Annotated in this window: 14 protein-coding genes and 2 tRNA genes; 3 read left to right on the top strand and 13 right to left on the bottom strand. The window is 71.3% G+C overall.

Annotated features, from left to right (window positions below; all coding sequences use genetic code 11):
* Window positions 1-14 precede the first annotated feature (14 nt).
* On the top strand, window positions 15-614 hold the full coding sequence (locus tag ACWD3H_RS34445) for a helix-turn-helix domain-containing protein (RefSeq protein ID WP_355549559.1): 600 nt from the start codon (window positions 15-17) through the stop codon (window positions 612-614).
* 20 nt (window positions 615-634) lie between these two features.
* Here the strand turns inward: ACWD3H_RS34445 and ACWD3H_RS34440 are convergent, their stop codons facing one another.
* The 5 genes from ACWD3H_RS34440 to ACWD3H_RS34420 are packed head-to-tail and all read right to left on the bottom strand — an operon-like array spanning window position 635 to window position 7,924.
* On the bottom strand, window positions 635-2,443 hold the full coding sequence (locus ACWD3H_RS34440) for an ABC transporter ATP-binding protein (RefSeq protein ID WP_451957958.1): 1,809 nt from the start codon (window positions 2,441-2,443) through the stop codon (window positions 635-637).
* Window position 2,444: 1 nt separating this feature from the next.
* Window positions 2,445-3,284 (bottom strand): ABC transporter permease, encoded by an 840-nt coding sequence (locus ACWD3H_RS34435; protein ID WP_451957957.1) that lies wholly within the window; start codon window positions 3,282-3,284, stop codon window positions 2,445-2,447.
* Window positions 3,285-3,339: 55 nt separating this feature from the next.
* A complete protein-coding gene (locus tag ACWD3H_RS34430) occupies window positions 3,340-4,302 on the bottom strand; it encodes an ABC transporter permease (RefSeq protein ID WP_451957956.1) in 963 nt (320 codons plus the stop codon).
* Entirely contained in the window at window positions 4,302-6,287 is a 1,986-nt protein-coding gene (locus tag ACWD3H_RS34425; RefSeq protein ID WP_451957955.1) for an alpha/beta hydrolase family protein, read from the bottom strand. The genes ACWD3H_RS34430 and ACWD3H_RS34425 overlap by 1 nt, the downstream gene beginning before the upstream one ends.
* Window positions 6,284-7,924 carry an ABC transporter substrate-binding protein gene (locus ACWD3H_RS34420; RefSeq protein WP_451957954.1) on the bottom strand — a complete coding sequence of 547 codons (1,641 nt, stop codon included), beginning with the start codon at window positions 7,922-7,924 and terminating at the stop codon, window positions 6,284-6,286. The genes ACWD3H_RS34425 and ACWD3H_RS34420 overlap by 4 nt, the downstream gene beginning before the upstream one ends.
* Before the next feature lie 127 nt (window positions 7,925-8,051).
* Between ACWD3H_RS34420 and ACWD3H_RS34415 the strand changes: the two genes are divergently transcribed.
* A complete protein-coding gene (locus tag ACWD3H_RS34415; protein WP_355549547.1) occupies window positions 8,052-8,288 on the top strand; it encodes a glutaredoxin family protein in 237 nt (78 codons plus the stop codon).
* A 31-nt stretch (window positions 8,289-8,319) separates the two neighbouring features.
* On the opposite strand, the gene ACWD3H_RS34410 is transcribed toward ACWD3H_RS34415, so the two are convergent.
* The 8 genes from ACWD3H_RS34410 to ACWD3H_RS34375 form a co-directional block, all read right to left on the bottom strand.
* Window positions 8,320-8,889, bottom strand: coding sequence for a TMEM165/GDT1 family protein (locus ACWD3H_RS34410; protein WP_355549545.1), 570 nt, complete (start codon window positions 8,887-8,889; stop codon window positions 8,320-8,322).
* A 331-nt stretch (window positions 8,890-9,220) separates the two neighbouring features.
* Window positions 9,221-10,258 (bottom strand): UDP-N-acetylmuramate dehydrogenase, encoded by a 1,038-nt coding sequence (locus ACWD3H_RS34405; RefSeq protein ID WP_451957953.1) that lies wholly within the window; start codon window positions 10,256-10,258, stop codon window positions 9,221-9,223.
* 36 nt (window positions 10,259-10,294) lie between these two features.
* Entirely contained in the window at window positions 10,295-11,584 is a 1,290-nt protein-coding gene (locus ACWD3H_RS34400; RefSeq protein ID WP_451957952.1) for a hypothetical protein, read from the bottom strand.
* 72 nt (window positions 11,585-11,656) lie between these two features.
* Window positions 11,657-12,085: a MaoC family dehydratase gene (locus ACWD3H_RS34395; protein ID WP_355549539.1), complete on the bottom strand. Its 429-nt coding sequence runs from the start codon at window positions 12,083-12,085 to the stop codon at window positions 11,657-11,659.
* A 1-nt stretch (window position 12,086) separates the two neighbouring features.
* A complete protein-coding gene (locus tag ACWD3H_RS34390) occupies window positions 12,087-12,533 on the bottom strand; it encodes a MaoC family dehydratase N-terminal domain-containing protein (protein WP_350918025.1) in 447 nt (148 codons plus the stop codon).
* Between the two features lie 270 nt (window positions 12,534-12,803).
* The gene (rpmG, locus tag ACWD3H_RS34385; protein WP_030921771.1) at window positions 12,804-12,968 is read right to left on the bottom strand and encodes a 50S ribosomal protein L33; all 165 of its coding nucleotides are present in this window, start codon (window positions 12,966-12,968) and stop codon (window positions 12,804-12,806) included.
* Window positions 12,969-13,047: 79 nt separating this feature from the next.
* Window positions 13,048-13,121, bottom strand: a tRNA-Met gene (locus ACWD3H_RS34380).
* 201 nt (window positions 13,122-13,322) lie between these two features.
* A tRNA-Thr gene (locus tag ACWD3H_RS34375) sits at window positions 13,323-13,395 on the bottom strand.
* A 323-nt stretch (window positions 13,396-13,718) separates the two neighbouring features.
* Between ACWD3H_RS34375 and ACWD3H_RS34370 the strand changes: the two genes are divergently transcribed.
* Window positions 13,719-14,360: a hemerythrin domain-containing protein gene (locus ACWD3H_RS34370; protein WP_451957951.1), complete on the top strand. Its 642-nt coding sequence runs from the start codon at window positions 13,719-13,721 to the stop codon at window positions 14,358-14,360.
* Window positions 14,361-14,399 lie beyond the last annotated feature (39 nt).

The following is a 14,399-nucleotide window of genomic DNA, read 5'->3' as shown; positions in this document are numbered from 1 at the left end:
AAGAGGAGACAGACGTGCAGCGCGAGAATGGCATCGCCGTCGGCATGACACCCGCTCCCCCTGAGTCTTCGGGGGTGCGCGGAGCGATCGCCGCCAACCTGCGCCGCACCCGCCTGGCCCGAGGGTTCAGCGTTCGCGAGCTGGCCGAGCTGACCGGCGTGAGCAAGGCGCTCATCTCCCAGGTCGAGCGCGGCGTGGCCAACCCCACGGTCGAGGTGCTGTCGCGGCTCGCGGCCTCCCTGGAACTGACCTTCGGCGAGCTGACCCGGGTCCACCTGACCGGCCCGGAGGTGATCCGCCACGACGAGGGACTCGTCCTCCCCGCCGGGGACACGACGGTCCGCGCCTTGTTCGCGGCCCCCGACCGGCGCCGCTTCGAACTGGCCGAGGGCCACATCCCGCCGGGCACCCGCAGCGCCAAGAGCTCCCACGGCCGCGGCTCGGTGGAACACGCCTACGTCGTCTCCGGCGAGGTGACCGTCGAGACCGAGGAGTGGTCGGTCACCATCGCCGCAGGCGACGCCGTGCGCTTCGCCGCCGAGTCCGACCACGTCTACGCCACCGGCTCCGCCGCCTGCCGCGTCCTGACCCTGATCTCGTTCTCCGAGGACTGACGATGGAGCGTGCGAGCCGGTCAGTCCAGCCAGTCGCCGGAGCCGTCGGGGACGCTGGCCAGCAGCGTCCGGGTGTAGGGATGCTCGGGCGCGTCGAGCACCCGGTCGGCGAGGCCGGTCTCCACACACGTGCCCGACTCCAGCACGTAGAGCCGATCGGCGATCTGGCGGACCACGGCCAGGTCGTGGGTGATGAACAGCATCGCCATGGACAGTCGTTCCCGCAGCTCGGCGAGGAGACCCAGTACCTGGGCCTGGACCGAGACGTCGAGCGCCGACACCGGCTCGTCGCAGATCAGCAGGCGAGGCTCGCCCGCCACCGCGCGGGCGATCGCCACCCGCTGCCGCTCACCGCCGGACAGCCCAGCCGGGCGCATCCCGGCCATGTCGCGGGCCAGGCCGACCGACTCCAGGAGCCGGGCGAGGTCGTCCGGCCCGGCGGGACGGCCGTCGGCCCACAGCGCCTCCCGCAGGGTCGCCCCCACGGTCCGGGCGGGGTTGAGCGTCGAATAGGGGTCCTGGAAGATCATTTGTGAGATCCGGCGGGCCTGGCGCACGGCCGCGCGCCCCATCCGCCCGTAGTCGGAGCAGTCCGCGCCGCCGAGCAGGATCGCACCCCCGTCCGGACGCTCCAGCCCGGCGACGCATCGGGCCAGCGTGGTCTTGCCCGATCCGGACTCGCCGACCACACCGACGACCTCGCCCGGAGCGACCGTCAGGCTCACGCCCGCCAGCGCCGGGCGCGGGCTCCCGGCGAACCGCCGGTGCAGGTCACGCACCTCCAGCACCGGCTCGGCCACGACCGGCGGCCTGGGGACGACCCCCGGTTCCGGCGCGGGCGGCGCGGGCAGCTCGGCCGCCCGCAGGCACGCCGACAGCCGCCCTTCGCGGACGCGCCCCGATACGCGTACGGGACGTGGCTCCGGCACTCCCGCGCGGCACTCCGGCACGGCCAGCGAGCACCGGTCGGCGAACCCGCACCGCCCTGCCGCCACGTCGTGCGCGGGGACGGCCCCCGGCACCGAGGGGATCACCGCGAGCCGCCGGTCCGCGGGCGGCTCGGCCGCCAGCAGCGCCCTGGTGTACGGGTGGAACTGCTCATGCCGCACGGCCGCCGCACGGCCGGTCTCCATGATCCGTCCCGCGTACATCACCATGACCCGGTCACAGGTGGAGAAGGCCAGGCGCAGGTCGTGGGTGATGAGGACGAACGCCATGTCCCGTTCGCGCTGGACACGCCGGATGAGGGAGAGGACCTCGCGCTGGGTGGTGGCGTCGAGCGCGGTCGTCGGCTCGTCGGCGACCAGCACCCGCGGCCCTCCGGCCAGCGCGGCGGCCAGCCCGATTCGCTGGCGCATGCCGCCGGACAGCTGGAAGGGGTAGCGCCCCGCGACATTCGCCGGCAGGCCCACCTCCGCCAGCAGTCGCGGCACCTCGACGGCCGCGTCCGCGCCCTTCGGCAACCCGTCGGCGATCTGACGCCCGGCCCTGCGCAACGGGTTGAGCAGGGTGAACGGGTCCTGCATGAGGAGGGAGACCACGCCGCCGCGCTGCCGCCGCCGGGCACGCGGGTCGTCGTCCACCCGCTCGCCCGCGATGCGTACCTGCCCGGTGGCCTCCAGCCCCTGAGGCAGCAGACCGAGCATCGCACGGACCGTGAGGGACTTGCCCGAACCCGACTCCCCCACGATGGCGACCGACTCTCCGGCCGCCACCTCGAACGACACCTCCGACAGGAGGGTCCGCCCGGTGGAGGGCTGCCGGACCTTGATTCCTTCGACCCGGATCGCGGGCTCGGCGGTCGCCCCGGTTCCGGTGGACTCCTTCATCTCAACGTGCCCTTCCCCGGCGATCGACGCGTTCGTGGAGCCAGTCACCGACGATGTTCAGCGCGGCGGCCGTGAGGATGATGGCGAGGCCGGGGGCGACCACTGCCCAGGGGTTGACGAGCAGTTGGGCCCGATTGTCCGCCAGGGTGCGCCCCCAGTCGGGCGAGCCCGCGGGCACCCCCAGGCCGAGGAAGGACAGCGAGGCCAGGGACACCAGGGCGTAGGCGAAGTTGAGAAACCCGTTGGCCAGCGTGACCGAGGCGATGTTGGGCCAGATCTGCCTCGTCATGATCCGCCACGCGGAGAGGTTCTTGAGCAGTGCCGCCTCGACGTAGGGGCGGTGCCGCTGTTCGAGCACGGCCCCGCGCACCACCCTCGTGTCGGTGGGGGCGAACAGCACGACGAGCACGGCGACCGCCAGGCCGTACCCTCCGCCCAGTACCCCGGCGACGACGATCGCCACCAGCAGGGCGGGCAGGGAGAACATCAGGTCCGCCCAGCGCATGGCCAGCGCGTCGGCCCAGCCGCCGAAGTATCCGGCGGGCAACCCGATGAGGTTGCCGATCAGCATCGACCCGGCGGCGACGCACAGCGCGCCGGGAACGGCCGTACGGGCTCCCGCGACGAGCAGTTCCAGCACGTCGCGGCCAAGGTCGTCGGTGCCGAGCGGGTGACCTGGCGCGGGGCCGGTGATGCCGAGCACGAGGTCCTGGTCGGTCGCGCCGGGCACCAGCCAGGGCGCGAGCACCGCGGCCACGGCCACGGCGAACAGGACGGCCAGCGCGCCGGCCACGGCCACCTGGGGACGGCGCCGCGCGACCGCCGGAAAACGGCCTCTCACCGTGCCTCCTCAGGTGAGATACAGCGAATCACGACGGCGTGCCCGCCCGTGGGGATCACGATGTCCTCCCACCGAACCGGACCCGGGGGTCGGCCACCGAGTAGCCGATGTCCACCAGCAGGTTGACGGCGACGATGAGCAGGGTGAACAGCAGCCCGAGCGCTTGGACGGCCGGGACGTCCTTGAAGGTGACCGAGTCGACGAGCAGCGATCCGAGACCGGGAAGCGCGAACGTCACCTCGACCAGCACGGTCCCGGCCAGCATGCCGGTCACGATGAGCCCGGCCGCGGTGAGGATGGGGACCAGCGAGTTGCGCAGCGCGTATCCGAGGACGGCCGCGCCGCCCAGGCCACGCGCGCGGGCGAAGACCACGTAGTCCTGGTCGAGCTCGCGGATGAGCGCCGCCCTGCTGAAGCGGACGAACATGCCCACGGCGCCGATGGCCAGCGCGACCGCGGGCAGGGTGAGGTGCCACACCTGGCCGACCAGGCCCTCGCCCGTCCCGTACACGGGAAACCAGCCGAGCCCCGCGGCGAACACCACGAGCAGCAGCAACCCGACCGCGAAGGGCGGGGCGCTCAACCCCACCACACCGGCGGTGACGACGAGGCGATCGGCGGCCCGGCCCCGCCGCAGCGCCCCGACCACGCCCAGCGGAACCCCCACGAGCAGGGCGAGCAGCACGCCGTACCCGACGAGCGCCAGGGTGAGCGGCAGCCGCTGGCCGATCATGTCGGCGACCGGCATCCCGGTCCTGACCGAGGTCCCGAGGTCGCCGTGGAGGACGCCGCCGAGCCAGCGCAGGTACTGCGCGGGCAGCGGCTCGTCGAGGTGGTAGCGGGCCTGGATCGCCGCGATGGTCTCCGGGGTGGCGGGGCGGGTGCCCAGCAGGGTCTGCTGGACCGAGCCGGGGGCGAGGTAGAGCAGACCGAATATGCCGGCCGACAGCAGCGCGACGACGACGACGATGCCCGCGAACCTGCGCAGCAGGAAGAGAAGCCGGTCACGCCCCGCCATCAGAGCACCCCGTTTCCTGTCAGCCACGCGACCACGCGCTCCGCCGCGTCCCCGCGGTGCGCTCCCTCCGTCAGCTCGTGGCCCTCCCGAGGGTAGACGACCAGCTGGGTCCGGACGCCGGCCGCCGACCAGGCACGATAGAGCTGCTCCGCCTGCCCGACGGGGGTGGTGCGGTCCTCGGCGCCGTGCAGGATCAGCGTCGGTGTGGTGACTCCGGCCGCGTGGCACACCGGCGAGCGGGCGGCGAGAAACTCCCTGCCCTGGGGCGTGGCGGGGTCGGCCCCTCGGTGGTAGAGGAGGTCGAAGCCGCCACCGAGGTTGCTCGCGGTGGCGAAGCTGAGCCAGTCGCTCACCCCGGACATCACCACGGCTGCCCGGAACCGGCCGGTTCGGGTCACCGCCCACGCGCTCAGGTACCCGCCGTAGCTGAGCCCCATGACCGCCATCCGCCCCGGGTCCGCGACTCCGGCCGCGACGAGGTGGTCCACACCCGCGAGGACGTCGCCCAGGTCGTCCTCACCGAATCGCCCGATGACCCGGCGCGCGTACTCCTGGCCGCGCCCGCTGCTCCCGCGCGGGTTCGGCAGCAGTACGGCCGCCCCCGCGTGCGCGAGCGCGGCGGCGAGCCCGCCGGACTCGGCCGGCGCGAAGGCAGTGGACCACAGCCAGGTCGGCCCTCCATGCACAATCACCACCAGCGGCGACGGTCCCGCCTCGGTCCCGCCGCCTCCCGTGGGGCCGGCGGGACCGGTGGAAGGCGAGAGGTCCGGGGAAACGGCGGGTGAGATCGGCGACCTCCGCAGCAGGAGACCCTGGACGGCGAGGCCGTCCTGGCCGGTCCAGGAGACCTCCTCCTGGTGCACGGCGAGCGGCGCCAGCGCGGCGTTGAGATCGGTGACCTGGCGCCAGTCGCCCTTGGCCACCTGGGCGACCGCCACCTCTGGGGGGCATTCGGCCGTCTCCCAGACGGCGACGGCGAGCGCACCGGTGCGATCCACCGAGAGTGACGGTTGCCCGTCGCGCCCGCCCAGGGTTCCCCAGGAGGTCCAGCGGGTCAGCGGGCGACCGTCGGCGGTCAGGGTGCCGCCGTGCGTGCCGGTACCCGACCACCCGGTGAACCACAGGGTGTCCTCGTCCAGCCAGCCCAGATCGGTGACGTCGTCGACGGCGGCCAGTGGCGTCGCCTCCCCGGTGACAAGGTCGACGCGGATGATCCGCCCGGAGACGATGGAGAGCCCCTCGACCACGACGGCGGTACGCCCGCCGGGCGCCAGCCGGGGGCGGCTGAGCTGCCAGGAGGTGCGCAGCAGGGTCCGGGGTTCACCGCTCTCGGGATCGACCAGGTCGAGGGCGGGCCGGTAGTACCCGGCGGGCGTCTCGTCGGCCGAGGTGACGGCCAGTACGACGCCGTCCCGCCAATCGGCGTCCCACACGGTCAGGCCGCGCAGCGGCACCGGCCGCAGCTCCCCGTCGCCCACCCGTGCCCACGCGAGCCGCCTGCGCCTGTCGCCCGGCGTGCGGACGAAGGGATCGGTCCCGTCGCGGACCCGGAGGCCGAGGTGGCTGCCGTCGCGCTCACTGCCGGGGTCGGCGAACCGCACGAGCACGGTACCGTCACCACCGGGGACGAGATCCTCGATCTCCCCTCCCACCCGGATCCGCCAGGCGGGGACCGGATCGCCGGGTGAACGGACCTCGACGTGGTCGAGGTCAGGGCCGTCACCGGCGGCGAGCAGCAGCCTCCCGTCCGGCAGCCACCGCGTCAACGCGTGCCATTCCGTCCCCGTGCCCGCCACGGGAACGGGCACCGGGACCGGTCCTCGGCTCCCGCTCTCGGCTTCGGACAGGTCGAGTACGTGTGCGACGGGACGGCCGTCCGGGCGCGGAAGAACGCAGGCGACACGGGCCCCCTCCGGATCCAGCACCACGGCCTCGGGCACACGCAGACCGGCGAGTGCGGCGTACGCCTCCAGTGCCGCGGTCATGAGCGGGTGGTGATCTCGGTGGCCCAGGGACCAACGAAGAAGTAGGGCCCGAACTCGCCGGTCCCCACGCCGGGGCCGAACGCCGTCGCCGCCTCTCCCCACCAGAGCGGCTGGTACGGGACGTCACCCGCGGCCTTGACCAGCGCCTCCCCGAGAAGCCTGCCGCGTGCTGTGTCGTCGGTTCCGGTCTTCGCCTCGTCGAGCAGCCCGGTCACCTCGGCATTGGCGTACTCGGCGATGTTCGTGCCGTTCACACCGGTGGCGGCGCCGTTCAGGAGCTGCTGGATGTACTCCGCGGGGTCGCCCGTGGTGGCGAAGTACCATCCCAGGTAGACGCCGGAGGCGTGCTTGCCGAGCTCGGCGATCCACTGCTCCAGCGGGACCTCCTTGACCTCAAGGGTGATGCCGATGCCCTTGAGGTTCTCGGCGAGGGTCAGTGCGGCCCTGCCGAGTTGCGGCCCGCTGTTCGGGTAGGTCAGCACGTCGGCGAAGCCGCCGGGCACCGAGGAGGCGGCCAGTTCGGCACGTGCCTTGGCCAGGTCGAACCCGTACTGCGGAATGCTCGCGTACAGGTTCTCCACCTCCGCCTCGCCGAGCACGCCGCCCCACTGGGCGGGGTCGGTGAGCGTGGTGGCCACCCTGCCGTGACCGCGCAGCACGCTGCGGAGGATTCCCTCCCTGTCGACGGCGTGGGCGACCGCCCTGCGGACGTGGACGTCGTCCCACGGCTTCTTGGCGGTGTTGAAGGCGAGCGTGACGAGGGAGCGGTCGCTCGCCGCCTTCACCTCGACGCCGGGCAGTCCCTTCCACTGGTCGATCTGCTCGGCGGGCACGTTCAGCGCCACGTCGACGGACCCGCCGCGCATGGCGAGGAGCCTGGTCGACTCCTCGGGAACGAAGTCGATTTCAATCCGGCGGTACGGGGCCTTGCCTCCCCACCAGGCGTCGTTGCGCTCCAGCGTCACGTGCGAGTCGGGGGCGAACTCCGTCACCCGGTACGGGCCCGTGCCCAGGATCTTCGCGGTGGGAGTGCCGATGTCGTCGCCGGAGACCTCGATGAACTTCCTGCTCGTGACCATGAGGGTGCCTGGCGACGGCGTCCAGGCGAACGAGGCGTCGGGCCGCTTCAGCGTGATCGTGACCTCGGCCGGCCCGCTTACGTCGATCTTCTTCACATTGGCGTACGCGTACGCGAAGGCCGAGGTGGAGCCCTTTCGCGCGTGCAGGTCGAGGCTGGCCACGACGTCGTCCGCGGTCAGCGGCGTCCCGTCGGAGAAGGTCACGCCCTGGCGGATGGCGTAGCCATAGGTCGTCGCGTCCTTCCTGGTCCAGGACTCGGCGAGCGATGGCTGGAGGCTGCCGTCGCGCCCTACCCCGACGAGCGCCTCCTGGCACAGGAGCGCGACGACGTAGTTCATGATGCCCGCCTCCTTGCTCGCGTCGAGCGAGCCGAGGGAGGAGGGCAGCGCGACCTTGAGGACGTCAAGGGACTTCGCCGCCCCAGCCGGGCCCCCGGCCGCCGGTTCGGGTGACCCGCAGGCCACGGCGAGGCCAGGGACGGCGGCCAGGCCGCTCACGATGGCGATGGATCTCAGCAGGGACCGCCGGGTGAGGGCGACGTCGGGGAGCTCGGTCACGGGGACCCACTTTCGTGCGACCAGCCAGCCCGCTCAGCTGCTGTGTCTACCATTAATATCCACTTGGCGAGTGAGAATATTCACTAGTCGTCGTTCACGTCAAACCCACCTTGCGAATAGGGAATACATGTCCTCCCTCACTGTCTACAGCGCTCCGTGGTGCGGTCACTGCCACCGACTGAAGGCCGCGCTCGCCCGCGCGGAGATCCCCTTCGTCGAGGTGGACGTCGACCGGACGCCCGGCGCGATCGAGCTCATCACCGACCTCGGCGGCGGCTCCTGGCTGATCCCCACCGTGCTCCTCCCCGACGGATCAGCGCTGGTCAATCCCAGCGTGCGGGAGATCGAAGCCCGGCTGGCCTGACCGGTCACCGCTCCGTCGGGGAGGAGCACGATCAGGCCAGCAGGGGTTCGAGCAGCAGGATCACGCCGAAGACGGCGAACGCGGCGGCGGCGCCGTACCTGATGATCTTCTCCGGCAGGTGCTTGCCGAGCATCCGTCCGACCAGGATGGCCAGGGCGTCGGCGGCGACCATGCCGACGGTCGAGCCGATCCAGGTGCCGAACCAGCCGTGCTGGGTGGCGAGGGTGATGGTGGCGAGCATGGTCTTGTCGCCCAGCTCGGCGAGGAAGAAGGCGACGGTCACGGCGATGATCGCCGATCGGGTGGTGCGCTGCGCCTTCTGAGCCTCCTCGTCCGTCAGCTCGTCCCCGCGCAGCGTCCACAGGGCGAAGCCGAGGAAGGCGATTCCGGCGATGATCGTGATCGCCGTGGTGGGGAGAAGGTCACCGGCCAGCCCGCCGAGACCGACACTGAGCAGGTGGACCACCGCGGTGGCCAGGGTGATTCCGGCGAGGACCGGCCACGGCTTGAACCGGGTGGCGAAGGTCATGGCCATGAGCTGGCTCTTGTCGCCCAACTCCGCGACGAAGATCACAACAAGACTGATCCAGAACGCTTCCAATGGAGGGTGCCCTTCCCGCACGTGCGGCCGGGCTGAAGGGGGCACCCGGGGAGTTTCGGGCACGACTTCGGCCCGGCGGCATCGATGATTGCCTGCCAGGCCGAAGGTCTCGTCCGCCCCGGAGCCGTGAGAGAACGGCCGAATCCGAGGCCCGCGCGACCGGGCGCCCTGGGGCGCCAGTATGTCGATCACGCGATTGGGACTACTCCCCTTCGGGTGTTTCCATCAGACCATAACAGCCGGGGCAGGATGCTCATTCCCGGGTCCTGCCCCGGCCCCGGAGACCGACGCCTTCGCAGGTCGGCCCCCGGGCAATCCGGCTCCTCGAAGCTCAGAGGCGAGTGCCGACCATCACGGGCTCGTTGACGAGGGTGACGCCGAATTTCTCGAAGACCCCGTCCCTGACCTCGCGGGCGAGATCGAGAAGCTCCTCGGTCGAGGCCGACATTTCCGGATTTGTCATTGCAAGGGTGTGCTTGGTGGAGATGCGTGCCGGGCCGCGCCGGTATCCCTTCGGGAACCCGGCGTTCTCGATCAACCATGCCGCCGGGACCTTGACCGCCCCGTCCGGCATGTCCCAGCGGGGGAACCCCGGCGCCCGCAGCTCCAGCTCGGCGGCCTGTCCGCCGGTCAGGATCGGGTTGGTGAAGAACGACCCCGCGCTGCGGGTGTCCGGGTCGGCCGCGTCCAGGACCATGCCCTTGCCCGCGCGCAGTTCCAGCACCGCCGCGCGAGCCCGCGCCAGCGGCACCCGATCGCCCAGCGCGACACCCAGCCGGACCGCCAGCTCCCGGTAGGCGATCGGACCGGACAGCGCGTCGCCGGCCAGCTCGTAGGTCACCGCGAGCACGACGTGCCGCCCGAGTTCCTCCTTGAACGCGCTGTGCCGGTAGGCGAACCCGCACTCCCGCGCGGTCAGGTCCCGTACCTCGCCGCTCCGGCGGTCGTAGACCCGGACAGCGGTGATCGTCTGGGAGACGTCCTGCCCGTAGGCGCCGACGTTCTGGATCGGTGTGGACCCGACCAGCCCGGGGATGCCGGACAGGCACTCCACTCCCGAGCGGCCCTCCGCCCCCACGCGCTCGACCAGTGAGTCCCAGTCCTCGCCCGCCTGCGCGGTGACCCGGTCCCCGTCGATCTCGACGCCCTGGGAGGCGACACGCACGACCAGGCCGTCGAACCCCTCGTCGGAGACGACCAGGTTGCTGCCGCCGCCGAGCACGAGCACCGGCTCGCCCGCCCGGTCGGCCTCGGCCACCAGCTCGACGATCTCCTCGGCCGACCCGGCCTCCACGAACGCCCTGGCCGCTCCGCCCAGCCCAAGCGTCGTGTACGGCGCCAGCCGTACCCCTGCCACCCGCTCCGTCATACGCTTCCCCACACCCGGCAGAAATCCGCGACCAGCCTACGGGGAGCGCAGCAGCCTCAGCACCCGGTCGTAGGTCCGCCGCGACTCCCTGTCGCGATATTCGGGGTCGACGTCGTCCTGACCGCGGTGCCGCTCCTGATGGACCGGGAGGTCCTTGCCCAGGCCGACCAGGATGCCGGGGAGCCCGAGCGAGAACTCCAGGTCGGCGTTGCGGTAGTAACGGGCCTCGGTGGGGAAGCCGCCCGCGGCGAGCACCGTGTCGCGCCTGACCGCGATCAGGTGGCCGAGCAGTGCCCGGACCTCGCCCGGCTCGGCCTCCAGCCACTCCTGGCCGTCCTCGCGAGGGTTAACGCCCTTCCAGCCCGCCGCGGTGACGTCGTCGTCCAGCGCCTTGACCAGCGGGGTGATGGCGTCGCCTTCCAGGATCATCGAGGTGTCCATGACGACGTGCACGTCAGAGCTGTCGAGACGGAGTAGCTTGTCACGGCTCTCCCCCCACCCGGCGGAGCCGCCCCTCCAGTGCGGGAGCTCGGCCACATGCCACGCCTCCACCCGATGGGGGAACTCCCGCACCAGCTCCTGCAGGACGGCTCCGGCTCCGTCCAGGTTCCCCAGGTCGAGGGCGAGGATCCTGGCCTCCGTACGGGCGACCAGGGCGCGTACGCACTCGCGCAGCTCTTCTGGCCGGCCGTCGACCAGCAGCGCGACGGTCACCGTCGAGTGCGCGGCCCTCGGCTCCTCGACCTCGGCGGGGGCGACGATGGTCTCGTCGAGCCGGGAGACCGACAGGCTGGCGTCCCAGAGCAACTGGGAGGAGACCATCCACTCGGGATGACCGTGGAGATCGTCCGACCGGCCGACCAGCTCGGAGCCCTCGGGCCTCGGCCGGGGTGCCGCCTCGGTCTCGGCGACCCGCTCCGCGTCCAGGGCTCCGAGCCGCCCGGGGTGACGCCCCGGATCCGCGGCCTCGGCGACCTGTCCGGCATCGGCGGATCCGTCCCGCCCGCGGGCTGCGTCTTCGGTGCCGGTGTCCGCGGAGGTACCCGGCCGCGCACCGGAACCCGTGTCGGAACCGTCCCGCCCGGCCGCTGGGGAACCCTCGCGCCTCCCGGCAGCCGAGGCGTCCTCGGGCAGAGAACGGAGCGTGGGCCACGCCTCGAAGGGGGGTACGGGGATGAGCTCGAAGCCGACCGCGGTGTCCTGGACGAGCCAGCCCTCGGCTCTGATCTCGTCGCGGAGCGCGTCGGCCATGGCATGGTCGTGCTCGGCTCGCGCCCTGGCCCACCGCTCGGCCAGGTTGGTCACCTCAGGTGGTACTTCGCTCATGCTGGGGACGCTACCCACGGACCGGGAGAAGATTCGGCCCCGGCCCGCGAGCGTGCCCTCGCCCGGCGACCACTACGACAGCTGGACCACCGCGCGGGCCTTGGACAGGACCCGGGAGTCGTTGGACCTGGCGGTCAGGGCGACCACCACGCGCTTGTCCTCGAGCTTCTCCTCGATGATCCCGCTCACCGTGATGACGGCGCCCTGGTCGTCATCCGGGACGACGACCATGGAGGAGAAGCGCACCCCGTAGTCGACGACCGCGCCCGGGTCGCCCGCCCAGTCGGTGACGAACCGTCCGCCCTGGGCCATGGTGAACATGCCGTGGGCGATGACGTCCGGCAGCCCGACGGTCTTGGCGAAGCGCTCGTTCCAGTGGATGGGGTTGAAGTCACCGGACGCCCCGGCGTACATCACCAGGTTGGCGCGGCGCACCGGGTAGTCGGCGGGCGGGATCTGCTGACCCGTCTCGACCTCGTCGTACTTGACAGTCGCGGCCATCTCAGCCCGCCCCTCCACGCTCGACGATGGTGTTGTAGGTCGTGCACACGGACTCGCCGTCGACGGTGCTGACCTCGCTCTTGACGGTGATCAGCTCATTGCGGCCGGCGCTGCGGATGTCGGTCACGGTGGAGACGCTGACCAGCTCGTCCCCGGCGTGGATCGGCCGCCGGTACTCGAAACGCTGCTCGCCGTGGACCACCATGGCGAAGTTCAGCCCGAGCTCGGGGTCGGCCAGGATCGACCCCCCGGCCAGGCTGAACACGATGGGAAAGGTCGGCGGGGCGATCACGTCGGGGTGCCCGGCCGCCTGGGCGGCCTCCCTGTCCCGGTAGATCGGGTTGTCGTCGCCGATCGCGGCGGCGAACTCTTTGATCTTCACGCGGCTGACCTCGTACGGCGAGGAGGGCGCGGACGCCCGCCCGACGAAGTCACGGTTCAAGGCCATCGTGCTCCTTTGCGGATACCGAGCCGGCGAGGCCGGACCGGTGGGTCAGGCCGACAGTAACAGAACAAGATTCCAGGGTGTGCCCTCGGGGCCACCAGGAAACCGTAGCCCGAAGCCACCACGGCCCCGCCTGTCCGCCGCGGTCAACGGCCGAGCGGAAAAGCTGTGCGGATACGACAAACCGGCGCCCGCCTGAGGACGCCGGTTTTCGTGGAGTATGTGCGTGCCCATCAGACACTCATCTCCCACCGGAGCGGGAGGCTTCGCGGACTAGCGAGTCTCGCGGTGCGCCTGGTGCGTCTTGCAGTTCGGGCAGTACTTCTTCAGCTCAAGCCGATCCGGGTCGTTGCGCCGGTTCTTCCGCGTGATGTAGTTGCGGTGCTTGCACTCCTGGCAGGCCAGCGTGATCTTCGGCCTAACGTCGGTGGCAGCCACTTGGGAGTGCCTTTCTACGTTCGGGACAGTGGACAACCCACGGCAGAGCCCCTCTGTGGGAGGGGACCCCGGTGGGTAGTAGCGGAGGCCGGACTTGAACCGGCGACACAACGATTATGAGCCGTTTGCTCTGCCTGACTGAGCTACTCCGCCTTGAGGCCGATGAAATCGACCGACCTCGCAAGGATACCCGACCCGCAGAGTGCCTACGTACTTGTGCAGGTCAGGGCGACCTCTTCTGGGTTACCCCAGTATGCCCGTTCGCGCGTCGGGAACCTTGAGTGTTTTCTGGCTGACCTAAAGGCCGACCAAGCCGAAAGCCCCAACCCGGAGGTCAGGGCTTTTAGGCTGTTGAGCCCCTTTACGGAATCGAACCGTAGACCTTCTCCTTACCATGGAGACGCTCTGCCGACTGAGCTAAAGGGGCCTGTCCGTGTCGCTCTCGCTTGCGGACAGGTGTAACCATACACGGCTCCGGAGCGGGATGCGAAATCAATCGAGGACCGTCCGGATCACCACACGTCCTCCCCCGAGGATCCCCGCAAACCGCCGCCGGCGCCCCGGATCCGGCCGCCGCCCGGGAGCCCCCGGCGGCCGCCACGACGGACACCGGGCGGCGGTGGAGGCGCGCCCTCGCCAAGTCCGCCGCGTCGGGGCCGATCGCACTACCAAGTAGCCGCCAAGTAGCTCATAAGAGGGCTGCCGCATCGTGGTCGGGTAAGCGCCCGCACCGCCTAAGGAGCCCCCGAGATGACCCCGGAACTGCTGGGATTCCAGATCACCCACCGCGCCATGCGCGCTGACACCCGCCGCCTCGCCGACCTCACGACCCAGCTGACCGAGGGACGGCAGGTGACCGATCCGGCGCGCGCCCGCGCCATCGCCGAATTCATCACGACCCTGAACCAGGGCATCCACCATCACCACACGATGGAGGACGAGGTGCTCTGGCCCGTCCTCGAACGGTCCGCCGGAGTCGAGCTGGACCTGCGCGACCTCAGTGACGACCACGCCGACCTCGACCCGCTGCTGGCCGAGATCAACAGCCAGGCCGCCGCGTTCGCCTCGACCGGCGACGCCTCCGCACTCGCCAAGTCCCTCACCCGGCTGGCCGACATGCTCGACGAGCACATCACCGAAGAGGAGCGGCTGCTCTTCCCGATCATCAAGAAGTACGTGTCCGTCGCCGACTGGGAGATGGTCGAGACGGCGGTACGCAAGGGCGGGAACGTCAAGATCGATCTGCCGAGGATCGAGCAGTACGCCAGGCCCGACGAGCTGGCCCGGCTGCGCAAGCTCGCCGGTCCCATGCTGACGCTGATGCTCTCCCTGTTCCGGCGCGGCCACCGGCGCCGTCAGCGGCTCGTCTTCGGCCCTCTCGCCGGCCTCTGATCCGGGCCGCACTCCCATGCCGTCCCGGAGCGCCTGCCC

The sequence above is a fragment of the Streptosporangium sp. NPDC002607 genome, from assembly GCF_053592655.1.
This window is presented reverse-complemented; position numbering and strand designations above follow the sequence as displayed.